This is a genomic window from Sinorhizobium prairiense (genome assembly GCF_029201645.2).
Taxonomy (GTDB): domain Bacteria; phylum Pseudomonadota; class Alphaproteobacteria; order Rhizobiales; family Rhizobiaceae; genus Sinorhizobium; species Sinorhizobium meliloti_A.
The window spans coordinates 443,315-468,728 of sequence record NZ_CP104133.1 but is presented as its reverse complement, the minus strand read 5'-3'; the positions used below and the strand labels follow the sequence as shown (position 1 = coordinate 468,728).

Genomic DNA, 25,414 nt, shown 5'->3' with positions numbered 1-25,414 from the left:
GAAAAATGCTATCCATGTTAAAATATATCATATATCTTGTAATTGAAAGTCCGTGGAGGATGACCCAATGCCGCTAAAGCACAAATCCATTATGGAGCTGTTCGATACGAGCGTCACGGTCTTCGGCGCGCCCGGCCGCTATGTACAGGGCCCCGGCGCCCTGCGCCTGGTGGGGGATTGTGCAGCTACCCTCGGCTCGGCGGCGGTGCTGGTCATCGACGGGGTGATTCGAGATATGCTGGCCGAAAGGATCCGGGAGAGCTGCGCTGCTGCCGGGGTAGGCCTCACCGTCCTCTCCTTTTCCGGCGAACTCGGCAGATGCACCGGTTCGCAGCTTCAGGCGCAGCTTGGCGGACCGGTTTCGATGGTGATCGCGGCCGGCGGCGGCCGCGCGATCGATGCCGGCAAAGCCCTCTCGGAGCGGGTCGGTGGCGGTCTTATCAGCCTGCCGACGGTCGCCTCTAACGATGCGCCGACCTCCAAAAACTTCGTGCTCTACGACGAAGAGCACCGTCTGCTCGAAGTGCGTCATCTCACGCGCAACCCGGACTTCGTGATCGTCGATACCGCGATCCTGTCGAAGGCGCCGAGGGCGCTGTTCCGCGCCGGGCTCGGCGATGCGCTGGCCAAGAAGTTCGAAGCGGACGCCTGTCTGAAGAACGGCGGCGGGACGATGTTTCTGGCAAGTTCGACGCGCCTTGCCCATCGTATCGCGGGCTTCTGCTACGAGACGCTTGTGCGCCATGCGGCCGCCGCCTGGTCGGTCGCTGGGACCGGTGCCGTTACCGAGGATTTCGACGCTGCCGTCGAGGCGATGATTCTCATGGCCGGCCTCGGCTTCGAAAGCGGCGGGCTTTCGCTGCCCCATGCTCTTACCCGGGGAATCCCGCTTCTGCCTCGCGGCGCCACCGTGCCGCATGGGATGCAGGTCGCCTGGGCGCTGATCGTCCATTTCGAAACACTGGGTCTTGAGCCGCCGCCGGAACTGATGGCCCTCTATCGGGCGGTCGGCCTGCCGCTCTGCCTGGAGGATCTCGGCGTGCCGCCGCCGTCCTCTGCGGATCTCGCGGCCCTGGCGGACGCAACGCTCGCCGTTCGCCACGCGAAGAACATGCCATTCGAGCTGGATGCACGAACGCTTTTGAATGCCGTCCTGCGCGTCGAGACGAGAGCGGCTACGAGGAGTCCTGTACTATGAACGCACCACTTGCCCTGATCACCGGAGGCGGCACCGGCATCGGCCGCGCCACCGCCGAACGTCTCCTGTTGGAAGGCTGGCGCGTGATCGCCACCGGCCTCGACCGCGATGACGACCTGCCGGCGGATATTCGTTTCCACCGGGCTGATGTGACCGATCCGGACGCGATCCTGCCTCTCCTTGCTGGCGAGAATGCCCTGCAGGGTCTCGTGCATTGCGCGGGCATCCTGCGCCACGAGCGGGAATGGAACATTGCGGATTTCGAAGCGGTGATGAAGGTCAATGTAAGTGCCGGCTTCGCGCTGGCGACGGCACTCTTGCCCCGGTTGGAGGCTGCGGGCGGTGCGGTGGTCATGCTTGCCTCCATGTGGGCCATCTTCGGCTCGGCAGGCGCCCCGGCCTATACCGCAAGCAAGGGTGCCGTGGCGGCGGTGACCCGTTCCATGGCAGTCGCCTGGGCGCCGGCGGGCGTGAGGGTCAATTCCGTGGCGCCGGGCTGGGTTGAAACGCGAATGTCGACGCGAGCGCGCACGGATCGCGACCGTGCCGATCGCATCAACAGCCGCATTCCGATGGGGCGCTGGGCGCAGCCTTCGGAAGTCGCGGCGGTCGTGCGCTTTCTGCTTTCATCGGACGCCGCTTACGTCACTGGAACGATGCTGCCGGTCGACGGCGGCTATTCCGTTTGCTGAAGGAGATCACCATGAAGGCTTGGGTTCATCACGAAACCGGCACCCCGGACGTTCTGCGGCTCGAACAACGGCCGAGGCCGAGACCGGGCAAGGGTGAGGTCCTGGTGCGAAATCGTGCGATCGGTTTGAACCCCGTGGACTGGAAGTTCATCGATTGGGGACATCCGTCCTGGGAGTGGCCACATATTCCCGGTGTCGACGGTGCGGGCGAGGTGGAAGAGCTCGGCGAGAGTGTCACGCATGTCGCACCCGGAGCACGGGTCGCCTATCATAACGATCTCGTGCGGCCGGGTTCGTTCGCGGAATATACGGTCGTGCCTGCAAGGGCACTGATCCCGCTGCCGCCGACGCTTCCCTTCGCCGCCGCGGCAACGATCCCTTGCCCGGCGCTGACCGCCTTTCAAGCCGTATCCAAGGTGCCGCTCAAACCCGGCGCGCACATTTTGGTGACGGGCGCGTCCGGCGCCGTCGGCGGCATTCTGCTGCAGCTCGCGCACAGGCGCGGTTGGGTCGTGCACGCCGTTTGTTCCGCCTCTCAGGCAGCAAGGGTCAAGCGCCTGGGTGCGGCGACCGTCACCGACTATCATCGGGCGGAATGGCGCGAAGAGGTTCGGGAAAGGACGGGAGCACAGCCGTTGCAGGCCGTCTTCGACATGGTCAGCGGCGAGCATGCCGCGACGCTCGCGCCTTTGCTGGCGGCCAACGGCCACCTCGTCTGCATTCAGGACCGACAGGAAAGGGCGCCGCTTCCCGCCTTCACGACGACCATTTCCTTGCATGAGGTGGGCCTGAACGCCATGCACGGCTATGCGGACGACTGGCAATGGGGCAGCCTGGTGACTGCCGGAGCCGCCATTGCCGCCGATATCGCGCAGGGCGTCGTCGATCCGCAGATTGTGGAAATCTCTGCATTCGAGCAGCTGCCCGAAGCGCTTGCACGCCTCAAATCGGGACCGAACCCCGGCAATCGTGTGGTCGAGCTTTGATCGGATGCCGCGTTTGCAACCCACAACGGATCTTGAGAAAAGTCTCGAGAGTTGTGCCGGGGATGGATCGAGCGGGTTCAGGGACAGCAGCGCTTCGCCGACGTCTTGTCTATGGGCGACTTCATCTCCACGCCTCCGTCTTCCGTATCCACTCCCTTGTCCTTCCCTCCGGATCGGCATTCAGCGTGATGTCCGTCACCACGGCGGCGCTGTCGGCGCCGTGCGCGAAGACGCCCTCGATCCGCTCCGTATTGAGGCCGCCGATGGCGACGAGCGGGAGCGGGTGAACGCGCTCGCGCCACCATGAAAGCCGCTCCAGCCCCTGGGGCGCCCACTTCATCTTCTTGAGGATCGTCGGATAGATGGGTCCGAGCGCGACGTAGTCCGGTTCGGCTGCGAGCGCGTTTGCCAGTTCCGCCTCGTCATGGGTGCTGACGCCGAGCTTGAGCCCTGCGGCACGGATGGCGGCAAGATCGGCCTCCGCCAGATCCTCCTGTCCCAGATGGATGAAATCGCAGCCTTCCTCTATCGCCAGCTGCCAGTAGTCGTTGACGATCAGCTGGCATTCATGGGCGGCGCAGACTGCCCTGGCGACCCGTAACTGACGGCGGATGTCTTCCTCGTCCCGGTCCTTGATGCGGAGCTGGACGAGCCTGACGCCGAGCGGCACCAACCGTTCGATCCATTGGGCGCTGTCGACGATGAGATAAAAGGGATCGAGCTTCACGAGAAGACTGCCTTTCCGATGACGGGGGTGGACGGGACGGCCATGTCACGAGGCTCGAGCATGCCGGCGCCGTGAGCCGCGTGCCCGGCATCGATCGCCTTGGCGAAGGCTTCGGCCATGGCGGCGGGATGGGCAGCGCCGGCAACGGCGGTGTTGAGCAGGACCGCGTCGTAGCCGAGCTCCATCACGGTTGTCGCATGTGACGGGCGGCCGATACCGGCGTCGACGATCAGCGGCACGTCGGAAAATTCCGAGCGCATGGCGCGCAAGCCCTGCACGTTCTGCGGTCCCATGGCGCTGCCGATCGGCGCGCACCAGGGCATCAGCACCCGGCAGCCCGCCTCCAGCAGCCTTTCGGCGACGACGAGGTCGTCCGTCGTATAGGGGAAGACCTGGAAACCTTCCCCGGTGAGGATGCGGGCCCCCTCGACGAGGCCGAAGACGTCCGGCTGCAATGTGTCCTGGTGACCGATCACTTCGAGCTTGATCCAGCTCGTGCCGAAAACCTCGCGTGCCATCTTCGCGGTCAGCACCGCCTCCGAGACCGAATGGCAGCCGGCCGTGTTCGGCAGCACGCGCACGCCGAGTTCGCGGATCAGCTCGAAGAAGGCGCCGCCCTGGCGCCCGCCGGCCGTCTCGCGGCGGAGCGAGACCGTGACGATATCGGTGCCCGACCGCCGCACCGCCTCGGCGAGCACGGCCGGCGAGGGATAGCGGGCGGTTCCGAGCAGCAGTCTCGACCGGATTTCTGTTCCATAGAATAGCGGCATGTCAGCCTCCCTGCATCGGCGACAGAATCTCGATCCGGTCGCTGTCCTGCAGCCGGTAGCTGGATCGGTCTGCCTTCTGGACCAGTTCGCCGTTGACGGCGGTCGCCAGCCAGTCGCCTTCGAAATCGAGGCGCTGCAAGACCTCGGCGAGTGTAACGGCCAGAAGGTCGTGTTCCTCGCCATTGACGGTCAGCTTCATCGGAAATCTCCTTTGCGTGTCTCGTCGCCCAGGGCCAGCGCCGCCACTTCCCGGGCCGTGGCTGGGGAGAGCAGGAAGCCATGACGATAGAGGCCGTTGACTGTAATCCTGTTTTCGCGCCGCGAGGCCCGCGGCAGGTTGTCGGCAAAGGCGGGGCGTACGCCCGTGCCGGTCTCGATCAGGCGCGCTTCGGCGAAAGCCGGATGGAGCGCATAGGCGGCGTTCAGCAGTTCCATCAGCGAGCGGGTGGTGATCGGGCGGGCGTCGTCGCTCTCGATCATCGTCGCGCCGCACATGAAGAGCCCTCCGCCGCGCGGCACGATATAGAGCGGGATGCGGGGATGCAGCACGCGCACGGGGCGCGAGAGCGTCACCTCGTCCGTCTGCAGATAGGCCATCTCGCCGCGCACCCCGCGTAGCCCGTCGATCTCGCCGATGCTCGACGCGCCGGTGCAATCGACGGTGAGCGCGAAATCGCGATCGTCCATGTCCTCGCCGGCGAATACCGCGCCGCGTGCCGTCAGCCCTTGCCGGAGCGCCGAGAGTGCCCGGCGCGGGTCGAGATGCGCCTCCTGCGGAAAGAACAGCGCCTGCCGGAAACGGCCGGCGAGAGCCGGCTCCAGCGCAGCGATCTCCTCTGCATCGAGCGAGCGGAAGCCGGAGGTGCGGGAGGCGAAACGCTTGAGTTCGGCTCCGTCACGGGGTTGCGCGACGACGAGCGTGCCGTTGCGATGCACGGAGCCGGCAGGGAGCGCGGCTTCCCACCAGTCGGCGGCGCCGATCCCCAGCCTCAGGACGGTTTCCTCGGCACTTTCGCGCTCGCACCAGGGAGCGAGCATGCCGCCCGCATACCAGGAAGCGGCCCCGGTAGAGCCGGCGGCATTTTCTGTGATCGTCACTGCGGCGCCGCGCCCGAGAAGTTCATGGGCGGCGGTGAGGCCGGCGACGCCGGCACCTCTGATCAGCACGCGCATTTCATTCTCCAGCGGGCGCGGCATTGCTTTCATCGACCGGCATATAGAGGTCGCCGCCGTCGCGATATCTGGCGGCCATCGCCTCGAGGCCCTCCTTCTGCGCCTCGGCGCGGATATCGTGGGAAATCCGCATCGAACAGAATTTCGGTCCGCACATGGAGCAGAAATGCGCGACCTTGTGCGCCTCCTTGGGCAGGGTCTCGTCGTGGAAATTGCGCGCGGTCTCGGGGTCGAGCGAGAGGTTGAACTGATCCTCCCAGCGGAACTCGAAGCGGGCGCGCGACAGCGCGTCGTCGCGGGTTCGGGCGGCCGGGTGCCCTTTGGCGAGATCGGCGGCATGGGCGGCGATCTTGTAGGTGATCACGCCGGTCTTGACGTCGTTGCGGTCGGGCAGGCCCAGATGTTCCTTCGGCGTCACGTAGCAAAGCATGGCGGTGCCGAACCAGCCGATCATCGCCGCGCCGATGCCTGACGTGATGTGGTCGTAGCCGGGCGCGATATCGGTGGTGAGCGGCCCGAGCGTATAGAAGGGCGCTTCTCCGCAGACGGCGAGCTGCTTGTCCATGTTCTCCTTGATCTTGTGCATGGGCACATGGCCCGGCCCTTCGATCATCACCTGGCAATCCTTGGCCCAGGCGATCTTCGTCAGTTCGCCGAGCGTTTCGAGCTCCGCGAACTGGGCCCGGTCGTTTGCGTCGGCGATAGAGCCGGGACGCAGGCCGTCGCCGAGCGAGAAGGAAACGTCATAGGCGCGGCAGATGTCGCAGATCTCCTCGAAATGCTCGTAGAGGAAGCTCTCGCGGTGGTGATGCAGGCACCACTTCGCCATGATCGAGCCGCCGCGCGAAACGATGCCCGTGACGCGATCCACGGTGAGCGGGATATAATGAAGCCTGACCCCGGCATGGATGGTGAAATAGTCGACGCCCTGTTCCGCCTGCTCGATCAGCGTGTCGCGGAAGACCTCCCAGGAAAGATCCTCGGCGATGCCGTTTACCTTTTCCAGCGCCTGGTAGAGCGGCACGGTGCCGATCGGTACCGGCGAATTGCGGATGATCCATTCGCGGATGTTGTGAATGTTGCGGCCGGTGGAAAGGTCCATGACCGTGTCGGCGCCCCAGCGCGTCGCCCAGACCATCTTCTCGACCTCCTCGGCCATCGATGAGGTGACGGCGGAATTGCCGATATTCGCGTTGATCTTCACCAGGAAGTTGCGGCCGATGATCATCGGCTCGGCTTCCGGGTGGTTGATATTGGCCGGAATGATGGCGCGGCCGCTCGCCACTTCCTGGCGCACGAATTCCGGCGTTACGAAATCGGGGACAGAGGCACCGAAGCTTTCGCCGTCTCGGGCAAGCGCCTCCTTCGCGGCCTTCCGGCCGAGATTTTCGCGGATGGCGATGAACTCCATCTCCGGCGTGACGATGCCGGCGCGGGCATAGGCGAGCTGGGTTACCGCTTTTCCCGGCTTCGCCTTGAGCGGCTGGTGACGAATCGGGAATTCCGGCGTCAGCCTTTCGCCGGTGGCAAAGCCGTTGTCTTCGGCCTTCACCGCACGGCCGTCGTAGCTTTCGACATCGCCGCGCTTGAGAACCCAGTCGCTGCGAAGGCGCGGCAGGCCCGCGTCGATGCGGATATCGGCGTTTTCGACCGTGTAGGGGCCGGAGGAATCGTAAACAGTCACCGGCGGCTCGCCGGAGGTCGGATGCAGCGCGATCTCGCGCATCGGCACGCGGATCTCCGGGTGGATCTCGCCCGGCTTGTAAACCTTGCGGGATGCCGGGAGCGGTCCTTGCGTGACCGAGGGCGCAGCGGCGAGAGGCTTGATTAGATTCATCTTGAGGCTCCAATGTTTTCGCGTTGGAGACCCAGTTCTGAAGCCGGAAGGATGAAAAGACGTATCACCGATGAATTGCCGATAAACGGAATCCTGGCTGCTGCACGTCTGCACCGTCCCTACGCCAGTATGAACTGGATCAGGTTCAACGGGTCACTGCGCGCGCTAGCAGTATCTCAGCCCCTTGCCGGGACCCCCCTGGTGAATGGCGCAATTAGGGACGGTTATCGCCGCGGCGTCAAGATGGTTTTTGCACCGGCTAAATCCCGTGCGCAGGGCTCGCGCCATGCTTGCAAATGCAAAGTTCTAAATCTACTTACCGTCCGAGTCTGAAGCGCCATGATGCGCATAGCGAAAAGGGGTGAAGGTCTTGGGGCAGGCGGAGACGGGGACCAGGAAAAGGGGACGCAAGGCGCTTTGGGCGGCCGTTGCGGTCATCGCAATCGCAGCCGCAGGCGCGACCGGTTACAAGATTGCTGTCGAAAAGAGCGTGAGCAGGCTGATCGCCGAACGGGGCGGCAGAGTGGGCACGGTCGAAGCGGACTTCTTCGGGCGCGTTCACCTGCGCGACCTGACGCTGCCGCTGAAGGAAGGATCCGAACTTCGCGTCGCCGCGATCGACGGGCGGCCCAGGATCCTATTTCTGGACGGCATGCTCGAGGTCAGCGGCGTGGACCTCGATATGCGCCCGGGCAAGATCGCCGTGCCGAAGGTGATCGTCGAGCAGGCGGAGTTCGGTCGCGACACGCTGGCGCAAATGTTCGGCGCGGGAAGCAACCTTTCGCTGCCGAAACAGTTGGCGCTTTTTACGGCAAAGAGCGTCACCGCCCCTGAGGTGATCATCACGCAGACGGTTGCCGGTAGCGAGCAGAAGCTGGTCTACAAGAACGTGGTCTCGGAAGGTATCGTCGATGGCCGCATTGCGCGCTATTCGGCGAGTGGTGCGAGCTTCGAAGCCGCCATAGGCGCCTCCGATGGAGAGGGCGGCGAGAGGAAGCGGCTGACGGGCTCCCTTGGAGCCATGACGGGGCAGGACGTCGATGCCGCCTATCTGGCCCGCATCTATACTGAAAAGGCCGGGCCGGGCGACGGGCAGGCAAGGCCTGTCTATGGGCCATTCTCGATCAAGGATATAGCCTTCTCGGATGGCGAGGCGAGCTTCGGCTATGACGAGGTTCGCAGCAGCGGCGTAAGCATGCGGATGCTGGACGAGCCACTTCGCGAAACTCTGGAGAAGCTCAACTCGGTCTCGTCGCCCGAGGATCTGCCCGTGGCGGAGCGTCAAGACTATTTCGCCCGGATTCTGTCGGTCGCCGATTTGACGAGGAAGGCCGACATGGAAATGCTGGGTCTGAAGATCGACGCGCCGGACAAGGATGGTGAAGAGGGCGAGAGGATCAAGCTGGCGATGGATCGCCTCGCGCTCCGGCTCGATGGCCGGAAGCTCGACGCGTCGGTGAATGGCTTCTCGATGGCGGAGGGCGCGGACTACGTCAAAGTCTCCGAAGCAAGCATTTCGGGCTTTTCCTGGGATCCCAGCGTGGAAGCGCTGAAGAAGTTCGTCGCTCTGCAGGATGGGCAGCATGAGAACTTCCCTTTCACGACGCTGCTGCCGGAGTTCGGAACGTTCCGCGTGGCGGGAATCGATGCCGATCTGCCTGACTCGAGCACCGGCGTGGAAGACTGGGACGAATACAACGACACTCCGGATGCTGGAGAGGGCGATCGGCCGCAACGCATCCGCTTCACGATGAAGGGATACGAGCTGGCGCTCGCGAAACCGCGAAACGGCATTCCGACTGACGTCCGCGCCGGATACCAGGATTTCGCCCTTCAAATCCCGGAGCATACGCAGGACGAGACTCTCGCCAAGCTTCGCAAGCTGGGCTTCAACGAATTGGTCCTCTCCTCCAACCTCGAAGCCGCCTGGGACGAAGCGACCGAGACTCTGGTCATCAAGGATATCTCCACGAGCGGAAAGGATATTGGCCGCTTTTCCCTCTCCGGCCTTCTGGGAGGCGTGAGCGGCGACTTCTTTCGGGCGACGCGGCTAAGGCGCAGGCGGCGTTGTTCGGCCTCACCGCGCGGGAAGCAAGCCTGAAGATCGAGGACAAGGGCTTCACCGCCAAAGGGATACAGGTCTATGCCGAACAAAACGGCATGACGGAGGATCAGGCACGCGGCATGCTGGAAATGACGGCGTCGGTGATGCTGCATCAATTTGCCGCGCAGGAGCCTCGGCTGCGGAATGTGGTGGATGCAGTTTCGCGGTTCATCGCGAAACCGGGGACATTCACGCTGACGGCCAAGTCCAAATCCGCCAGCGGCATCGGTGCGCTCGAATTCGCGGTTGCTTCGCAAAATCCGCTTCTGCTTCTCGACAGGGTCGACTTCGAGGCGACGGCGGAATAGCGGCCTTCTCGCCGCAAGCGGGGCGAAGAGGGCTCGCAGGCCGCCTAAAGTCTACTCCCTGGTTCAACGCTGGTTGAACGGGGAGGGGTTAGAACGTGGGGCAAACTGTCCACCTACGCGTCGCCACTCTTCGCGCCTGCCCGGTCGATAAAATCCGCCCGGTTGATCCCATGGCGTTGCAGCTTGTCGTAAAAAGTCTTGCGGGGGATGCCGAGGGCTTGCAGGGTCTCCTTGACGTCGCCGCGGTGCTCCGTGAGGGCCTGCTTGAGGATATCGGCCTCGTAGCGTTCCAATCTTTCCGGCAGGGTTGCTCCGCTTGAGGCGGGCGTTGCGGCCGGAGCTCCCAGGTTTCCCTCCACCCCCAGCGCGACCCGTTCGGCGAAGTGCGAAAGCTCGCGCACATTGCCCGGCCAGGAATGCGTGGCCAGGTAGGCGTGCATGGCAGCCGAGATCGCGGGCACGTCGCGGCCGAAGCGTTCCGAGGCGCGGGCCAGGAAATGGGAGAAGAGGAGGGGATGTCGTCGCGCCGTTCGCGCAAGGGCGGGATCGAGAGCGTCACGACATTCAGCCGGTAATAGAGATCCTCGCGGAAATCGCCGCGCGCGGCCGGATCGCCGAGGTCGACCTTGGCTGCGGCGACGACGCGGATGTCGACGGGACGGGTCAGGTTGGTGCCGAGCGGGGTGATCTCGCGTGCTTCAAGCACGCGCAGCATCTTCACCTGGGTTGCCGGCGGCATCGCCTCGATCTCGTCGAGGAAGAGGGTGCCGCCGTTCGCATGCTCGATCCTGCCGACCCGCTTCTTGACGGCGCCGGTAAAGGCGCCGGGCTCGTGGCCGAAGAGCTCGCTTTCGATGACCGTTTCCGGCAGAGCGCCGCAATTCAGTGCGACGAAGTTGCCGGTTCTGCGCCGGCTCCATTGGTGCAGCAGCGTGGCGACGACCTCCTTGCCGCTGCCCGTCTCGCCGGCGACCAGCACATCGACATCGGTGTCGGCGATGTGTTTCAAGGTCTGGCGAAGCCGCTCCATGGCCGGCGTCTGGCCGATCAGCGGCAGGCCTTCGGAGGCGGCTTCGGCCGCGCGGCGCAGCGCCCGGTTCTCCATGACGAGCCGCCGTTTCTCCTCTGCGCGCCGGGCGCTCTGGACAAGACGGTCGGCGGCAAACGGCTTGGCGACGAAGTCATAGACGCCGTCCTGGATCGCCTGCACCGCCATCGGGATGTCGCCGTGTCCCGTGACAAGGATCATCGGCAGGTCCGGATCGAGCGACAGAACCTTGCGGAAAAGGGCGAGCCCGTCCATGCCCGGCATGCGGATATCGCTGATGACGACGCCCGCGAAGTCGGCGGAAAGTTCGGAGAGCGCCTCCGTCGCGCTGGCAAAGGACGAGACGGTGAAGCCCGCAAGCTCGAGCGTCTGCTGCATCGCCTTGCGCAGATCGCGGTCGTCATCGATCAGGAACACGGATGGGGCGGCGCTCATCGCTCAGGCCTTCTTGAGATTGACGGTAAATGTCGTTCCGGAGGGACTGCTCTCGACCTCGATCGTGCCGCCATAGTCGGAGACGATCTCCTTGGAGATCGCGAGACCGAGGCCCAGCCCGTCTTCCTTCGAAGTGTTGAACGGCGTGAACAGCTCTTCGCGGACATCGGCCGCAATCCCCGGGCCATTGTCGGCGACGGTCAGCGCGATACCGCCGGCCACGTCCTCGCAGCGCACCCGGATCGCGCCGTTCTCGCTGTCGCCGATCGCTTCCAGCGCATTCTGCAGAAGGTTGATCAAGACCTGCTCCAGCCGGATGCGGTTGCCGAGTGCCTGGAGGTCATCGGGCGGCAGATCGATGCGTATTGCGTCCATCCGTCCGGCAAAACGGCTTCGGAGCAGCATGAGCGCACCCTCGACGACCTCCTTCATCGCGGTCGGCCCGGCGGCGAAATGGCCCTTGCGGGCGAAGCGGCGCAGTTCGTCGGTGATGGCGCCGACACGGTCGGTGAGTTCGGCGATGCTTTCCATGTTCTCGGCGGCGGTGGAGCTCTGGCCACGGTCTAGAAAGGTGCGGGCATTATCGGCATAGGCGCGGATGGTGGCGACCGGCTGGTTGATCTCATGGGCAACCCCGGCCGCGACCTGGCCGAGGATCGCCAGTCGGTTCGCCTGGACGAGGTCCTGCTGCACGGCCTGGAGCTTCTCGGTGGTCTGCCGGTGGTCGGCGATCTCGGTTTCGAGACGGTCGCGCGCCATGCGCAGGTCGCGCGTCCGCTCCTCGACGCTCGCCTCAAGCGCATTGCGGGCCAGCCGCTCCTCGGCGCTGCGCATGGCGACGACCTGGCGACGGCGCAGGAGCAATGCGGCAAGCGCGATAAGCGGAACGAGCGCGGCAAGGGTGAGGAGCTGCGCTTCCCGCGCACCCGCGGCAAGCGGCGCCTTAAGCGGCGACAACTGCTCGAGCCGCCAGTTCGTCGACGGCACCATGGTTTCCACGCGCAGGAAGGCTGCGTTGGAGTCGCCCGGCAGCAGGGCGTCCAGCGTGGAGGAGCCATCGGGCCGCGCCTCGATCTTCCGGAAAGGCAGCGGCAGCAGCGGTGCATCGCCGAACTGCAGGCTTTCGCGTATGGGTGCGAGCCGGTCTTCGGGGATCGGCTTCGTCGTCATGAAGCGCCAGGAGGGCAGGCTGGTGATGAGGACGATGCCGCGCCGGTCGGTGACATAGGCCGGCTTGCCGGAGACCTGCCAATCCGCCTCGACCCCGTCGAATTCGAGCTTGGCGACGATCACCCCCAGCGGACCGCCGGGCCCGTCGACGCGCCGGGAAATATAAAGCCCGGGCCGCTTGCTGACCGTGCCCATGGCGAAGTGTTCGGCCATGCCGTCGCGCACGGCGAGCCGAAAATAATCGCGGAAGGCATAGTCGTTGCCGACGAAGCTCGTCGGCTCCTGCCAATTGCTGGCCGCGACGGCCACGCCGTTCCGGTCGATCAGATAGATGACCGCGGCTTCGGCGCTTGTCGCCAGCGCCTCGAGCTTGCGGTTGATACGGTCGAGCGACGGCCTGTCCGGCGAAAGCAATGCCCCACGAATGCCTGCGTCGTCGGCGAGGACAAGCGGCAGGGCGCGCTGCCGTTCCACGACTGCCCGAAGAAGCGAGGCTTTCAGGCTGGCGTCGATCCGGCTCTGATAGGCAAGGCCGGCGAGCGCCTGCGACCGGCCGTAGTCTCGCGCAAGAAGAAGGCCGGCCGCCAGAAGGACCAGCGCGACTGCCGCGAAAACCAGCCAGGACCGTCGGGCCCGGCTGCGAAGCGCATGCGGATCGCTCGTATCTGCAGGAAGTCTGACCATGCGAGCATTGTGCATGATTTCGCCCAGCGCGCCAGCCTGTCTGTGCGGAAATCCGCACATACCCACGAACAGCAAGCGTGCGTCGCTCCAAAAATCTCATGAATTCAATTGCTTCGGTCCCCGCGGCACACTGGCACGCATGTTGCTCACCAGCTCCACAAGGCAGCCATTGCTGTCGATCTTCGGAAAGCGGCCCGGGAGGCCCGGCATGTTGCCGGACTGGGCCTGCCACGTGGAGGACATCATGATCATCGAACATTCCGCGGAGGTCCGCGGCAAGACACCCCTTTACCGCCATCTCTATGTCCAGGTGCTGGCGGCGATCGCCGCAGGCATCCTGCTCGGGCATTTCTATCCGGACATCGGCACGGAGCTCAAACCGCTCGGCGACGCCTTCATCAGGCTCGTGAAGATGATCATCGCGCCGGTGATCTTCCTGACGGTCGCGACAGGCATTGCCGGCATGACCGATCTCGCCAAGGTCGGCCGCGTGGCCGGCAAGGCGATGATCTACTTTCTCGCCTTCTCCACCCTTGCCCTTCTCGTCGGCCTCGTCGTCGCAAACGTGGTCCAGCCGGGCGCGGGAATGCATATCGATCCGGCCTCGCTGGACGCCAAGGCGGTCGCGACCTATGCCGAGAAGGCGCACGAGCAGTCGATCACCGGCTTCCTGATGAACATCATCCCGACGACGCTCGTCGGCGCCTTCGCCGAGGGCGACATCCTGCAGGTCCTGTTCATCTCGGTGCTCTTCGGTATTTCGCTGGCAATCGTCGGCAAGAAAGCCGAGCCCGTAGTCGATTTCCTGCAGGCGCTCACGCTTCCGATCTTCCGGCTCGTTGCGATTCTCATGAAGGCCGCCCCGATCGGCGCCTTCGGCGCCATGGCCTTCACCATCGGCAAGTACGGCATCGCCTCGATCGCCAATCTCGCCATGCTGATCGGCACCTTCTATCTGACGTCGTTTCTCTTCGTCTTCATCGTGCTCGGCGCGGTCGCGCGCTATAACGGCTTCTCGATCCTCTCGCTCATCCGCTACATCAAGGAGGAGCTGCTGCTGGTGCTCGGGACGTCTTCCTCGGAGGCGGCGCTTCCGGGCCTCATGAACAAGATGGAGAAGGCCGGCTGCAAGCGCTCGGTCGTCGGTCTCGTCATTCCGACCGGCTATTCCTTCAACCTGGACGGCACCAACATCTACATGACGCTTGCGGCCCTGTTCATCGCCCAGGCGACCGATACGCCGCTCTCATACGGCGACCAGATCCTGCTGCTCCTCGTCGCCATGCTGAGCTCGAAGGGTGCGGCCGGCATTACGGGCGCCGGCTTCATCACGCTTGCCGCAACGCTCTCGGTCGTTCCCTCCGTGCCGGTCGCCGGCATGGCGCTGATCCTTGGCATCGACCGTTTCATGTCGGAATGCCGCGCCCTGACCAATTTCGTCGGCAACGCGGTTGCGACGATCGTCGTGGCGAAGTGGGAAGGCGAGCTCGACCAGGCGCAGCTTTCCGCAGCTCTCGGCGGCGGGGCGTCTGCCGAAGCCATCCCGGCGCTCGTCCAGCCCGCCGAATAAGCTTGCCTCCCAAGGCGAGACCGCACGCCGGTGCGGTTGGCGCGGTCCGGTTCTCCGGGCCGCGCTTTTTTGCGATGGCGTGCGGCATCCGGCAATCCTCTCGGGGCTTTTCGGGAAGGTCCCCGCCGCACGGGCCGATCAAATCCCGTGCAGCACCTGCGTCGCCTTCACTGCCGCCGAGGCCCGGTTTTCGACGCCGAGCTTCACATAGATCTGTTCGAGATGCTTGGTGACGGTGCGCGCGCTCAAGCCCAGGATCTCGCCGATGTCGCGGTTGGATTTCCCTTTGGCGATCCACAGCAGCACCTCGGACTCCCGCTGGGTCAGCCGGAAGTGCTGGCGCAGCGTTTCGTCGTCGCTCAAGCCGTTCTCGGCCGTCAGCCGGAAGAGGTATTCATTGGCGCCGACCGCGCCGAGATAGGAGATCTGCAGGCCCGTCTGGCTGGCGCGCTGCAGGGTGAAGGTCCCTTGCCTTTCGCCGGGACTGGTTTCCCGCTCCCGCATCCACTCGGCAATGCGCCCGGCGACGAAGGCGAGACCGTCGTCGCTGCCGGTGGCCGCGTTGACGAGACGGGTCGCCTGCGGCGTCGACCAGCGGACCGTTCCATCGCCTCGCACCGCCAGCAGATGCCGCCCCGCCGCGTCCAGGGCGACGCGGGCGCTCTGGGCGGAGCGCGCATTGGAGAGATGGACGCGGATGCGGGCGCGCAGCTCGTCGATATTGATAGGCTTGGTCAGGTAATCGACGCCGCCGGCTTCGAGCGCCCGCACCACATGCTCCGTCTCGGTAAGGCCGGTCATGAAGACCACGGGCACCTGGGCGACGGAAGCATTCGCCTTCAGCCGGGTGCAGGTGTCGAAACCATCCATGCCGGGCATGACCGCATCGAGCAGGATGATGTCCGGCGTGATGCGATCGGCGATGTTGAGCGCCGCGTTGCCGGAGGTCGCGATCAATACGGAAAAGCCGGACTGTTCCAGCGCTTCGGTCAAAAAGCCGAGCGCCTCCGGTGAATCGTCGACGAGGAGTACGATATCTCGCACGTTCGCTGCCTCAGGCACGGGCATTCGCCTCCCCGGCGAGCAGGCGTTTGAGGAAGGCGTCATAGCCCGCGAGGTCGAATGCCCCGACATAGGCGCGCGCCGCCTCGGCGAAGGCTCGGTTGTCCGGGTTCAGGGCGATCTCCGTCAATTTTGCTTCGATGCCCCTCACGTAGCCGATTTCGCCGAGCTCGATCAATTCCTTCAAATGATGATGGCCGGGGCTCGCCACCGCAGGGGTCATGCCGGTGCCGGACGTTTCCTGCGGGCCGTCGTCGTAGATCCATTCGAGTTTCAGGTGGATCGCGAGCTTGTCGGTGAGCTGGCGCAGGCCGAAGGGCTTGGCAAGCGCATCGTTGTGGCCGATGGCGCCGGCGGCCGAGCCGTCGCCGATATTGGCCGAAAGCATGATCGCCGGCGCGCTCTGGCCGCCTTCCCTCAGCCGCATCACCAGATCCCAGCCGCTCATGCCGGGCATGGAGATGTCGATCAGGAACAGGTCCGGTTTCGTATGTTCGACGAGCGCCAGGCAGGCCGCCCCGCTCGCCGCCGCAAGAACGGTGAAACCGAGTGGCGCGAGCAGCTCGCCCATCAGGTCGCGGTGGTCTGCATTGTCGTCGACGACGACGATCGTCCGACGTGGTCCTCGATAGGACTTGATCCTGCGGACCGGGTCCTTGAGCGCGGCGGGCCGGTCGACGGCAGAGAGCATCAGCCGGACCTTGAAGGCCGTGCCCTTGTCCTTCTCGCTGGTGACGGAGATTTCGCCGCCGAGCGTCTGGGTGAGCAGGCGCGTGATGGTCAGGCCGAGGCCGAGGCCCGGCATGCGATATTCCGCCTCGCCGCGCTGAAAGGGCTCGAAGATCCTGGGCAGGTCCTTCTCGCCGATGCCGCGGCCGCTATCCTCGATGGTGAAACTTGCAACCTGGCTGCGATAGGCGACGTCGAAGCGGATATGCCCCCGTTCCGTGAACTTCAGGGCATTGGAGAGCAGGTTGACGAGGATTTGCCGCAGGCGCTTGTCGTCGGTCCGCACATATTGCGGCAGCGAGGCTGCGCGGTTGTGCTCGAAGGCGATGCCCTTGGCCTGCGCCTGCGGGCGGAACATGTCGACGATCTGATCCAAAAAGTCCTGAATGTTGATCTCGTTGGAATAGACCTGCAGCTTGCCGGCCTCGATCTTGGAAATGTCGAGGAGGCCGTCGATCAGTCCGGAGAGATGATCGGCGCTGCGCCTGATCGCCTTGATCGCGCCCTGCCGCGGCGGCGGTATGGTCTCGTCGCGCTCGAGGATCTGGGCGTAGCCGAGCACCGCATTGAGCGGCGTGCGCAGTTCGTGACTCAGGCCCACGACATAGCGGCTCTTGGCGCGATTGGCCGACTCCGCCCTTTCCTTCGCGTCCTGCAGCGCCGCGTCCGTCTTCTTGTGGGCGGCGATCTCCTTCAGAAGAGCCGTGTTCTGCCGGGAGGATTCCTCTTCCGCAACGACCCGGCTGTCATGGGCAAGCACGTAGAACCAGGACACGACGCCGGCTAGAATGGCGAAGACGAAAAAGACGATGGCGATGGTCCGCTGGACGACGTCGGCGGTCTCGGGAGAGGCGGCCGTGGTCTGGTGAGCGATCATCGCCAGGATGACCCCGATGCCGGTAATAGAGATCACCGCCGAAATCGCGTAACGGCCGAGCCTTGTCGCAAGCTTTGCGACGACCGTTTCGGGCAGCACTGCCTTGGCCACGGTCGCGACCTGCGCGTTCAGACGCGCCTTCGGCTTGCACATGTCGTGGCAGCGGCTGTCGAGCGAACAGCAGAGCGAGCAGATCGGCGCCGCATAGGCCGGGCACCAGGCCATGTCCTCCGGTTCGAACGGGTGCTCGCAGATCGAGCAAGTGATCTCGTTTTCGCGGAGCCAGCTCTTGCGCGGCTTGCGGGCGAGATAGAATTTCCCCTCCGTCCACCAGGCGATCAGCGGCGAGACGACGAAAGCCGTGACGAGCGCGATATAGGGTGCGAGCGAGGCGGCGATTTCGCCCGCCGCGCCGAAATGCGCGACGAGGGCGAAGAGCGTCGACACGCCCATGGTGCCGAGACCGACGGGATTGATGTCGTAAAGATGGGCGCGTTTGAACTCGATTCCGGGCGGGGCGAGACCGAGCGGCTTGTTGACGAAGAGATCGGCCGAGATCGTCGAGAGCCAGGCCATGGCGACGATCGAAAAGATACCGAGCGTTTCCTCCAGCAGACGATAGATGCCGAGCTCCATCAGGAGGAGCGCGATCGCCACATTGAAGACCAGCCAGATGACGCGGCCCGGATGGCTGTGGGTGAGCCGCGAGAAGAAGTTCGACCAGGCGAGCGAGCCCGCATAGGCGTTCATCACGTTGATCTTGAGCTGCGAGACGACGACGAAGGCTGCCATCAGCAGGAGCGCGGCCGTGTCCGATGGGAAGATGTAGCCGAAGGCCGTGTAATACATCTGCGCCGGGTCGGCGGCCCTGGTCGAGGGAACGCCGGTACTGAGCGCCAGGACGACGAGAAAGGAGCCGGCCAGCAGCTTCGGCGCGCCGACGATCACCCAGCCGGAGCCGGCAAGAAAGACGGCGATGCGGTGGCGGAGCTTGCGCTCGCCGTCAGGCGGCAGGAAGCGCAGGAAGTCCACCTGCTCGCCGATCTGCGCCATCAGAGCGAAGATGACCGCCGAGGCAGCGCCGAATTCGACGAGATGGAACGGCGCGAGCGTGCCGGGGGGACCCGATGTGTGATGGATGCCCGCATAGGCGAGCCACAGGCCGACCTTCTCCCAGTCCGCAAACGCGATGAAGACGAAGGGAAGAATGTTCAGGACGATCCAGAAGGGCTGCGTGACGAGCTGGAACCGGCTGATCAGCTTCACGCCATGGGTAACCAGCGGGATCACCATGACGGCGCTGACGATGTAGCCGATCCAGAGCGGTATGCCGAGCGCAAGCTCCAGCGCCCCGGACATGATCGAGGCTTCGATCGCGAAGAGGATGAAGGTGAAGCTCGCATAGATCAGCGAGGTGATCGTCGAGCCGATATAGCCGAAGCTCGCGCCGCGCGTGAGAAGGTCGATGTCGACGCCGTGACGAATGGCATAGCGGCTGATCGGCAAGCCGACGAGAAGGGTCATCAGGCTCGCGACGAGGATCGCGACGATGGCGTTGGTCGTGCCGTAGGACATGGTAATGGCACCGCCGATGGCTTCCAGCGCCAGGAAGGAGATGGCGCCGATCGCCGTCTGCGAAATGCGCGCCGAGGAGAAGCGCCGCGCGCTCTTGGCGGTGAAGCGCAGCGCATAGTCTTCGAGCGTCTGGTTGGCGACCCAGCGGTTATATTCTCGCCGAACGGGAATGATGCGCTGGCGTGCCGCCATGGTCCCTCGTCATCTCAACGCCGGCCGAATGTGCCAGCCGTCCATGTCGTAACACGGACGCGCGCCCCGGGAAATTGCTGCATTGCGGAAAACGTCCGCAGACCGATGAGCCAGTCTAGATGGGCCCACGCGCCTCGCTTCGTGTCGCCCCCTTCCTGTCCTCGAACCCAGCGAGGGTCTGCCTTGCCTTGGCCTCCCAGGTCCTGGCACCCTGCCTGCGCGCCAGTGCCATTGCACGCTTGAGCGGCCTGTACCCTCGCTCAAGCTTGCTGTCGCCTCTCACGAGCAGTTCGGCCTGTAGTCGCAACAGCTCGGCCGTGAAATAGTTCTCGCCCGTTTTCCTTGCGAGTTCCAGGGCTTGACCGATAGCTTGTGACGCTTCCGTATCGAATCCAAGCTGCAGATAACCGCTGGCGAGCATTCCCAAATAGCAGGTCTTGTCGATTTCCTGCTCGCCCATGTTATCGCAAACATGGCGCATCTGCTGGAGGCCCGATACGTCCTTGCGGGTCATGGCGAGCAGCCATCCGGAGAAGAAGGAGCCCATGTTCAGCCAAAGCTGAAAACCGTTCCTTCTCGCCAGCGGCACGAGTTCGTCCGTCAAGCGCTCCATCGTTTCGGGGTCGTTGCGAAGGGCCATCAGGATGCAGCCGTTGCCGAGGCATGCGGCGAGGCGGTAGTCGGTCTGCTTTCTCGCATCGGCTTCCGCCTGCCGGAAGAGCGAAAGCGCGCCCTGCTCTTCCCCCAGAAGCTCAAGCGTCCAGGAGAGATAGATCATCGCCATGCTCGGAAAATCGCTGCCGATCCGATCTGCCTTCTCGCGATGCCGAAGGGCATCTTCGAGCAGGGCCTTCGCCTTGCGGAACTGGCCGCGAGAAAAGGCGCACATGCCCCGGAACTGCTTTCCAAGCACGAGCGCCTTGAGGTGGTCCCGTTTTTGCCCGATCTCCAGGAGCTGGTCGCTCGCCCATTCGGCGTCCTTGAGGGAGGCGGAGTTGAAGGCCGTGCCGAAAAGCCCGTCCAGGGCCCTGATAGCTGCCTCCGGATCGCCCGTCGCTTCGCTGAGGCGCATCACGTTGCGGTACGCAGCGCTTCCCTCGCGCGTCATGTAACCGAACGTTGCGTAGAGGACATCACCGCGCTCCAGCTCGAGGCGGAGTTCCATACCATCGCGATCGCGGGAGGGGGCCAGCTTGCGGGCGCATTCGAGGCCTCTGGCGAACATATTGGCCGCCTCCTGCTTCGCCCACGTCGCTGCGAGTTTCAAACCGGCCGTGAGCCAGTGTTCAGCGGCACGCTCGTACAATCCGGCCTCGTCCAGATGCTGGGCCAGGACCTCCGGATGATCGGCTGCGGCCGACGGCTCCGTTCGCTCCATCGCATCCACGACCAGTGCATGGAGCTGTCTACGCCTGTCCCGCAGCAGAGCGCCGCTCGCCGCCTCCTGAAGAAGCGCGTGGGTGAAGCTGTATCTCGGCCAGTCCGAGAAGGGTTGCGGAGCGACCAGGCCGACTGCGGTGAGGCGCTCCAGTTCCGGCTTCAATGTTTCGATCGGCATGTCGGCAACGCTGGCGAGCATCCGGACGTCGAATTCGCGGCCGATGATCGCGGCGACCTGCGCTATGGTCTTGCCCGGGCCAAGCTTGTCGAGCCGTGACAGGAGCGAGGACTGGAGCGAGTTCGGCACCGAAAGACCGGCGTCGTGAGCGCCCGATCGATGAGGGCCCGATGAGGCGGCGAGCTCAGAGGTTGACCGTGCCAGCTCCTCGAGAAAGAGCGGCACCCCTTCGGCCTTTCGCAGAACGGCATGCGTAAGGTCCGTCCCCAGCAGCACCCCGGTTGCAGCCTTCCGGACGAGTTCGTTCGCTTCGTCGCGCGACAGGCGCGCGAGCCTGATCTCTTCGATGGAACTCTTTCGGCGTTCAGATTTCAGCGCGCCGTCGCGGGAGGTCACAACGACGAGCAGGGGGAGATCCGATACTTCTTCGATCAGTCGGTGGAGCAGATTTGCCGATGACGGATCGATCCATTGTTCGTCCTCGACGGCAAGCAGCATCGGGCCTGCTCCGGCCTGGCGCAGCAACCAGTCGATATATGTTCGCCGGACCGTCAACTGCTGCTGGGACGGCGGAAGCGCGGATGGCGGGTAGTCAGACTGCTCGACGTTCAGCAATCGGGCGAAGATCGGAAAGGAGTCCGCGATCGGCACCTTGCTCGCCGAGAGGGCGGCCTCCAGTTTGCTGGCGGCAATGGCCGGCGGATCGGCGCCGGATATCCCCTCTTCCTGGCGAAACAGTTGAAGGAAAGGGAAGAGCGCGCTGTTGGCGTAGGCCGACGAGCACTGGGCGGTAAGCGTCTTCACGCCGGAAAGCTCTTCTTTCACCTCGAAGAGCAGCCGCGACTTGCCTATGCCCGGCTCGCCGCTGATGAGGACCGCTCTTCCGCGCCGTTCCCGAGAGACCCTCCGCCAGATTTCCGCGATCTGTGCGATCTCGCTTTGGCGGCCAACAAGCGCGGTCAGATGACCTTTGCGGGCGAACCTGCTGCCGACGGAAATCGGCTGATCGGCGCGCCACAGGCGAACGGGGGTGCTGAAGCCTTTCAGGATCGTTTCGCCAAGATCGCTGAACAGGAAGGAGCCGTGCGCCATCTGGCAGGTGGTCTGATCGGTCAGGATCGTCTGCGGCGCTGCCATCGCTTCAAGCCGCTGGGCGAGATTTGGGACAGGGCCAAAGGCGACGGTGGAAACGCCGGCCGGCGCCCCCTCGATGTCACCCACCACGACAAGGCCGCTTGCGATGCCGATCCTCACATTGAGAGGCGAATGGTCTGGCGTCTCGACCTGAGGCGCCACGCGCAGAATGTCGAAGGCCAGCTCGAGTGCCCTTTCCGCGTCATCCTCCTCGGCGATCGGATAGCCAAACAGGACCTGCAACGCGTCGCCGACATAGTTCGCGACAAAGCCGCCATGTGATTTCGCGAGCCCGTTGCAGGTGTTGAGGTAGGTGCGCGTGAGGACGCTGAAGTCCTCGGGGTCGAGCCTCGCCGCATAATCCGTGGAGCCGACCATGTCGCAGAAAAGGATGGTCAGTTGCCGGCGTTCGGGAAGCCTCTTATCGGCAAGGTCGGGCGAAGGAGTCTTCTCCATGGCCGCGATTGCGGCGATGAGCTTGCGACGCTGGCCGATCGGGATGCGCATTTCCCGGAGGTCGGCTTCCGTAAGCAGGTGCAGGCTCTCGAAATCGACACGGGCGCGCGCGAATGTTTGCTCGAGATCGCCGAGCCCGATGTTCTGCAGCCATTTTCCGACATCGCTCATCGTACCCCCGTCACGTGACGCGAAGGTTCGGCACCTCAACTTGCGCTTTTATTGCAATAAAGCTACATTAGTAACGGGAAATACCCTGTTTTGAAAGCCGAAGTTTCCAAGTCGCCGATGCAGCCACATTAGCGGAGGATTTCGCGTTCTCACGCGCTTTGACAGATGGCGTCCAAATACTTTGCAGTCTTCTCGCTTTTCCTGGGCTGGAATGCCCATAACGCAATTAGGTGTTCCCATGCACAACACTATCAAATGTTTGGTGCCAGCGGCAGTCCTGACGTTTGGCATGCCTGTCGTCGGGGCCGCGCAAGATTGCCCCACCGCGGAAGAATGGAAGGACGCGCCCGCGTTCAGCAATGTCACCAACGATCACCGAAATGCCCTCAGCGATTTGATGGCGCGGTACACCTGGGCCATGAACAACAGGGAAATAGGCGCTCTGAAGAATCTTTTTGCCGACAGCGGATCCTATGTGTTCTGTCAAATGGGAAAGTCGACGGCCGACGAGAGTTACAGTTCGAAAGACGGCATAGGGAGACATTTCGAAGACGTATTTGGACCGTTATCGGACAATGGTCTTTATACGAAACGAATTCTAAGTGGATTTATTATCGACAATCGCGGAACTGATCTAAACGTGACCATGAGCGTTATTGTATTCATCAAGAATTTCGACTCGAATTTGCCTCAGTTAGACTACTTGGCCGACCTATTCGTCACGGTGGAAAGAGGAACTTTTCTGATAAAGAGGCTTGTGGTTACACCGGCCGATGGTCGGATCAGCATAAGAGCGAGATAAGCGGCCGAGGCGTAGCCGAGAGAAGGCCACGATGCTGAAATACCTGCTCTTGTTCGTGTCGTTGAACGCGCAGACGGCCGCGTTTGCTGCTGAAGCGGTAGACTTCAGCCTCGTTGCGGAGGCTATGCGGCGCCGGCCTGAGTGCGCCACAAGCGTGAACTGCGAGGCGTCTACCGGATGTCTCGTTCCTCCCCGGAGCTGGTCGAGCCCGGGCAGGCCGCGGCCACAGCCGAACGCTCGACTCCTCGCCGGACGAACCACGAAACATTCCACGCCTGTCGCGAGATGGTGTTGCGATTACGGTCGGCCGAAGCCATCGTTCGTGACCTGGTTTCACGGCTATGGCCTTCCGACCGCGCGAACGGTTTCGCGACGACATTGGAGGCCTGGAACCGTGAAGTCTCTTGGGCGCCGGCCTCCGCAACGGAAAGGCCAGTCACCAAGTTCGGCGACGAGCTGCGCGCCGTATTCGGACCTCTGCCGGAAGGCAATTGCCTCGCTGAAGATTCGAGGCGTCTCGGTCTGGAAGTGGGCGGCAATCTTGTGGAGCTGAGGCCCAATCCGTCGAAGTCGAACGCGCTGGAGTTCGAGCACCTCGATACGTTCGGCAGACATGTCAAATGGACCGACCGGATCGACAGATGCGACAAGCCTTCGCTTGCAGGGGTGACTTATTGCGGGATGAACTCCCGTCTGAGGCGCGTCGTGCGCGGCGCTGTGGAGTGGGTGTTCCTTTGCAGGAAGTCATCCAGGAACCTCGAGCTTAGCACCGATCCCTACTGGCGGGAGGGGGATCCGCGGTTCGCCCTTTATGGCGCGATCGGTTTCAACGAGATGACGGGGGAGGTCTCCTTCATCGACGGGAGGAAAGACCGCGAAGTCTTCGATTGGAGAGAAACGTTTCCGCCGCCCGGTGGCGCATCCTACTCCGACGTTGAAGGCAGAGCCCGCACAGAAGATCTGTACGACAGGTCGTTCAGGGTCGATTGCTTCGCATGCCACGACAACAAGGAACCCCATGTCATCGACCCGCACGTCAAGCAGGCGAGGGTCGGTTATCGTCACGGCTGGGACGACGAGAGCTCCATCGCTTTTGGCCTCGGAGCGTTTCTGCCGAAAAGGAAAGGGCGGGCAGAAGCTCCGTTCCGCGTCGTAGGATCCAGCTACACGGCGGCTCGACGGGGGCGAATGACGGAAGCAAAGATCGTCTCCATGCCGGGACATCCGTGCACCTCGTGCCATGTCTTGACGACGCAGGAGACGGGCCAGCGCTTTGCCGCTGACGCCGCTGGAAAGAAGCCGACGGCGATACTCTCTCCCGAGCGGGCACTGCCGCTTCTCGGCCAGCGAAAATTTCTGGCGGTGGTGGGCGAGCACCGCACGGCATGGGCGACGAGAAGCGGTGCAGGCAAGATCCACCCATGGATGCTGCCCCATTATGGCGGCGACCTGTCCGAACAATCGCCCCGGATTACCGACGCCGAATGGCGGGCGCTCAGTCAATGCCTGTGGAGCGCCGGCGGAGAGGAGTGCGGATACAGACCGCTCTACACGGCATGCCCCAGCCCGGGGCGCAACGGCGACGGCTACAGTCCCCAGGAATTTTCCACCGAGATCGTTTCACCGGTCTCCCCGCGAGACGGTTTCGACCGGGCGATACGGCTGAAGTGGAAATATCTGAACGGCTATGGAAAGGTGCCCGAACGCGACGACGTGCGTTTTCACATCGCCGTCAAAAAGAAGTCTTTGTCCGGGACGGCTCCTGCGCACGCCGAAGACTACCCGACCATGGCGGAGGCCAGGGGTGATCAATTCCAAGCCGTCACGGGGGAGGTCGGCACGTCCGGCTCTGCGATCCTCCTGAAGGACGCGTCCTTCATCGGCCATCGCAAGTGGACGGATCCGCTGCCCGCCAGCATGCCGCGGGATTACAGCATCGAAATCCCGGCGAGCTGCGGCGAGCGGTACCTGTTCCGCATCCTGCCGAAGCGCTTCTGCTTCGACTACAACGGCATCGCCTACGGCACCGAGGAACACCTCATCCATGCCGACGTGGTTTGCGCTCCGCGTTCGGCCGGCATGCGTTGATCGGTTGCACCGCACCCCTCCGCAACCGCAACGTCGCTAAACTCCCGCGCCAGAGCGCCCAGTGTTCA

The 25,414-nt window shown here is 63.9% G+C and carries 15 protein-coding genes, 2 pseudogenes and 1 riboswitch; of the genes and pseudogenes, 7 read left to right on the top strand and 10 right to left on the bottom strand.

Annotated features, from left to right (window positions below):
* Positions 1–67: 67 nt before the first annotated feature.
* Genes N0Q91_RS25520 through N0Q91_RS25510 form a run of 3 tightly spaced genes read left to right on the top strand, consistent with a single transcriptional unit; the run spans position 68 to position 2,876 of the window.
* Entirely contained in the window at positions 68–1,198 is a 1,131-nt protein-coding gene (locus tag N0Q91_RS25520; RefSeq protein ID WP_275599503.1) for an iron-containing alcohol dehydrogenase, read from the top strand.
* Positions 1,195–1,890, top strand: coding sequence for an SDR family NAD(P)-dependent oxidoreductase (locus N0Q91_RS25515; RefSeq protein ID WP_275599502.1), 696 nt, complete (start codon positions 1,195–1,197; stop codon positions 1,888–1,890). The genes N0Q91_RS25520 and N0Q91_RS25515 overlap by 4 nt, the downstream gene beginning before the upstream one ends.
* An 11-nt stretch (positions 1,891–1,901) precedes the next feature.
* Complete coding sequence (locus N0Q91_RS25510; protein ID WP_275599501.1) at positions 1,902–2,876, top strand: zinc-binding dehydrogenase; 975 nt, start codon at positions 1,902–1,904, stop codon at positions 2,874–2,876.
* A gap of 121 nt (positions 2,877–2,997) precedes the next feature.
* Here the strand turns inward: N0Q91_RS25510 and N0Q91_RS25505 are convergent, their stop codons facing one another.
* Genes N0Q91_RS25505 through thiC form a run of 5 tightly spaced genes read right to left on the bottom strand, consistent with a single transcriptional unit; the run spans position 2,998 to position 7,383 of the window.
* On the bottom strand, positions 2,998–3,603 hold the full coding sequence (locus N0Q91_RS25505; RefSeq protein WP_275599500.1) for a thiamine phosphate synthase: 606 nt from the start codon (positions 3,601–3,603) through the stop codon (positions 2,998–3,000).
* A complete protein-coding gene (locus tag N0Q91_RS25500; protein ID WP_275599499.1) occupies positions 3,600–4,373 on the bottom strand; it encodes a thiazole synthase in 774 nt (257 codons plus the stop codon). The genes N0Q91_RS25505 and N0Q91_RS25500 overlap by 4 nt, the downstream gene beginning before the upstream one ends.
* 1 nt (position 4,374) lies before the next feature.
* The gene (thiS, locus tag N0Q91_RS25495; protein ID WP_275599498.1) at positions 4,375–4,572 is read right to left on the bottom strand and encodes a sulfur carrier protein ThiS; all 198 of its coding nucleotides are present in this window, start codon (positions 4,570–4,572) and stop codon (positions 4,375–4,377) included.
* On the bottom strand, positions 4,569–5,546 hold the full coding sequence (thiO, locus tag N0Q91_RS25490) for a glycine oxidase ThiO (protein ID WP_275599497.1): 978 nt from the start codon (positions 5,544–5,546) through the stop codon (positions 4,569–4,571). Before thiO ends, thiS begins: the two co-directional genes overlap by 4 nt.
* Position 5,547: 1 nt before the next feature.
* Complete coding sequence (thiC, locus tag N0Q91_RS25485) at positions 5,548–7,383, bottom strand: phosphomethylpyrimidine synthase ThiC (protein ID WP_275599496.1); 1,836 nt, start codon at positions 7,381–7,383, stop codon at positions 5,548–5,550.
* 98 nt (positions 7,384–7,481) lie between these two features.
* Positions 7,482–7,593: riboswitch (TPP riboswitch) on the bottom strand.
* A 160-nt stretch (positions 7,594–7,753) separates the two neighbouring features.
* Between thiC and N0Q91_RS25480 the strand changes: the two are divergent.
* Positions 7,754–9,795 (top strand): annotated as a pseudogene (locus N0Q91_RS25480) (aq_1923 C-terminal domain).
* Between the two features lie 113 nt (positions 9,796–9,908).
* On the opposite strand, the pseudogene dctD reads toward N0Q91_RS25480, so the two are convergent.
* Together dctD and N0Q91_RS25470 are read right to left on the bottom strand one after the other, a co-directional pair.
* Positions 9,909–11,278: pseudogene (gene dctD / locus N0Q91_RS25475) on the bottom strand (C4-dicarboxylate transport transcriptional regulatory protein DctD).
* Between the two features lie 3 nt (positions 11,279–11,281).
* Positions 11,282–13,147 carry a sensor histidine kinase gene (locus N0Q91_RS25470; RefSeq protein WP_275599495.1) on the bottom strand — a complete coding sequence of 622 codons (1,866 nt, stop codon included), beginning with the start codon at positions 13,145–13,147 and terminating at the stop codon, positions 11,282–11,284.
* 229 nt (positions 13,148–13,376) lie between these two features.
* On the opposite strand from N0Q91_RS25470, the gene N0Q91_RS25465 reads away from it, so the two are divergent.
* On the top strand, positions 13,377–14,702 hold the full coding sequence (locus tag N0Q91_RS25465) for a dicarboxylate/amino acid:cation symporter (RefSeq protein ID WP_033047415.1): 1,326 nt from the start codon (positions 13,377–13,379) through the stop codon (positions 14,700–14,702).
* A 138-nt stretch (positions 14,703–14,840) separates the two neighbouring features.
* Here N0Q91_RS25465 and N0Q91_RS25460 read toward each other — a convergent pair whose 3' ends face one another.
* From N0Q91_RS25460 to N0Q91_RS25450, 3 genes are all read right to left on the bottom strand, one after another.
* Positions 14,841–15,770 carry a response regulator transcription factor gene (locus N0Q91_RS25460; protein WP_127708172.1) on the bottom strand — a complete coding sequence of 310 codons (930 nt, stop codon included), beginning with the start codon at positions 15,768–15,770 and terminating at the stop codon, positions 14,841–14,843.
* Positions 15,757–19,137 (bottom strand): hybrid sensor histidine kinase/response regulator, encoded by a 3,381-nt coding sequence (locus N0Q91_RS25455; protein WP_275599494.1) that lies wholly within the window; start codon positions 19,135–19,137, stop codon positions 15,757–15,759. The genes N0Q91_RS25460 and N0Q91_RS25455 overlap by 14 nt, the downstream gene beginning before the upstream one ends.
* 115 nt (positions 19,138–19,252) lie before the next feature.
* A complete protein-coding gene (locus tag N0Q91_RS25450) occupies positions 19,253–22,456 on the bottom strand; it encodes an ATP-binding protein (protein WP_275599493.1) in 3,204 nt (1,067 codons plus the stop codon).
* A gap of 238 nt (positions 22,457–22,694) precedes the next feature.
* On the opposite strand from N0Q91_RS25450, the gene N0Q91_RS25445 reads away from it, so the two are divergent.
* Complete coding sequence (locus tag N0Q91_RS25445; RefSeq protein ID WP_275599492.1) at positions 22,695–23,258, top strand: hypothetical protein; 564 nt, start codon at positions 22,695–22,697, stop codon at positions 23,256–23,258.
* A 177-nt stretch (positions 23,259–23,435) separates the two neighbouring features.
* Positions 23,436–25,346 carry a hypothetical protein gene (locus N0Q91_RS25440; protein ID WP_275599491.1) on the top strand — a complete coding sequence of 637 codons (1,911 nt, stop codon included), beginning with the start codon at positions 23,436–23,438 and terminating at the stop codon, positions 25,344–25,346.
* Positions 25,347–25,414: the final 68 nt, after the last annotated feature.

Excerpts from the sequence above, each read along its gene's own strand:
- thiO (WP_275599497.1), bottom strand. The coding sequence starts at position 5,546 with ATGCGCGTGCTGATCAGAGGTGCCGGCGTCGCCGGCCTCACCGCCGCC.
- N0Q91_RS25460 (WP_127708172.1), bottom strand. The coding sequence starts at position 15,770 with ATGCCCGTGCCTGAGGCAGCGAACGTGCGAGATATCGTACTCCTCGTC.
- N0Q91_RS25440 (WP_275599491.1), top strand. The coding sequence starts at position 23,436 with ATGTCTCGTTCCTCCCCGGAGCTGGTCGAGCCCGGGCAGGCCGCGGCC.
- N0Q91_RS25445 (WP_275599492.1), top strand. The coding sequence starts at position 22,695 with ATGCACAACACTATCAAATGTTTGGTGCCAGCGGCAGTCCTGACGTTT.
- N0Q91_RS25520 (WP_275599503.1), top strand. The coding sequence starts at position 68 with ATGCCGCTAAAGCACAAATCCATTATGGAGCTGTTCGATACGAGCGTC.
- thiS (WP_275599498.1), bottom strand. The coding sequence starts at position 4,572 with ATGAAGCTGACCGTCAATGGCGAGGAACACGACCTTCTGGCCGTTACA.
- N0Q91_RS25470 (WP_275599495.1), bottom strand. The coding sequence starts at position 13,147 with ATGCACAATGCTCGCATGGTCAGACTTCCTGCAGATACGAGCGATCCG.
- N0Q91_RS25465 (WP_033047415.1), top strand. The coding sequence starts at position 13,377 with ATGATCATCGAACATTCCGCGGAGGTCCGCGGCAAGACACCCCTTTAC.
- thiC (WP_275599496.1), bottom strand. The coding sequence starts at position 7,383 with ATGAATCTAATCAAGCCTCTCGCCGCTGCGCCCTCGGTCACGCAAGGA.
- N0Q91_RS25450 (WP_275599493.1), bottom strand. The coding sequence starts at position 22,456 with ATGAGCGATGTCGGAAAATGGCTGCAGAACATCGGGCTCGGCGATCTC.
- N0Q91_RS25510 (WP_275599501.1), top strand. The coding sequence starts at position 1,902 with ATGAAGGCTTGGGTTCATCACGAAACCGGCACCCCGGACGTTCTGCGG.
- N0Q91_RS25455 (WP_275599494.1), bottom strand. The coding sequence starts at position 19,137 with ATGGCGGCACGCCAGCGCATCATTCCCGTTCGGCGAGAATATAACCGC.
- N0Q91_RS25500 (WP_275599499.1), bottom strand. The coding sequence starts at position 4,373 with ATGCCGCTATTCTATGGAACAGAAATCCGGTCGAGACTGCTGCTCGGA.
- N0Q91_RS25515 (WP_275599502.1), top strand. The coding sequence starts at position 1,195 with ATGAACGCACCACTTGCCCTGATCACCGGAGGCGGCACCGGCATCGGC.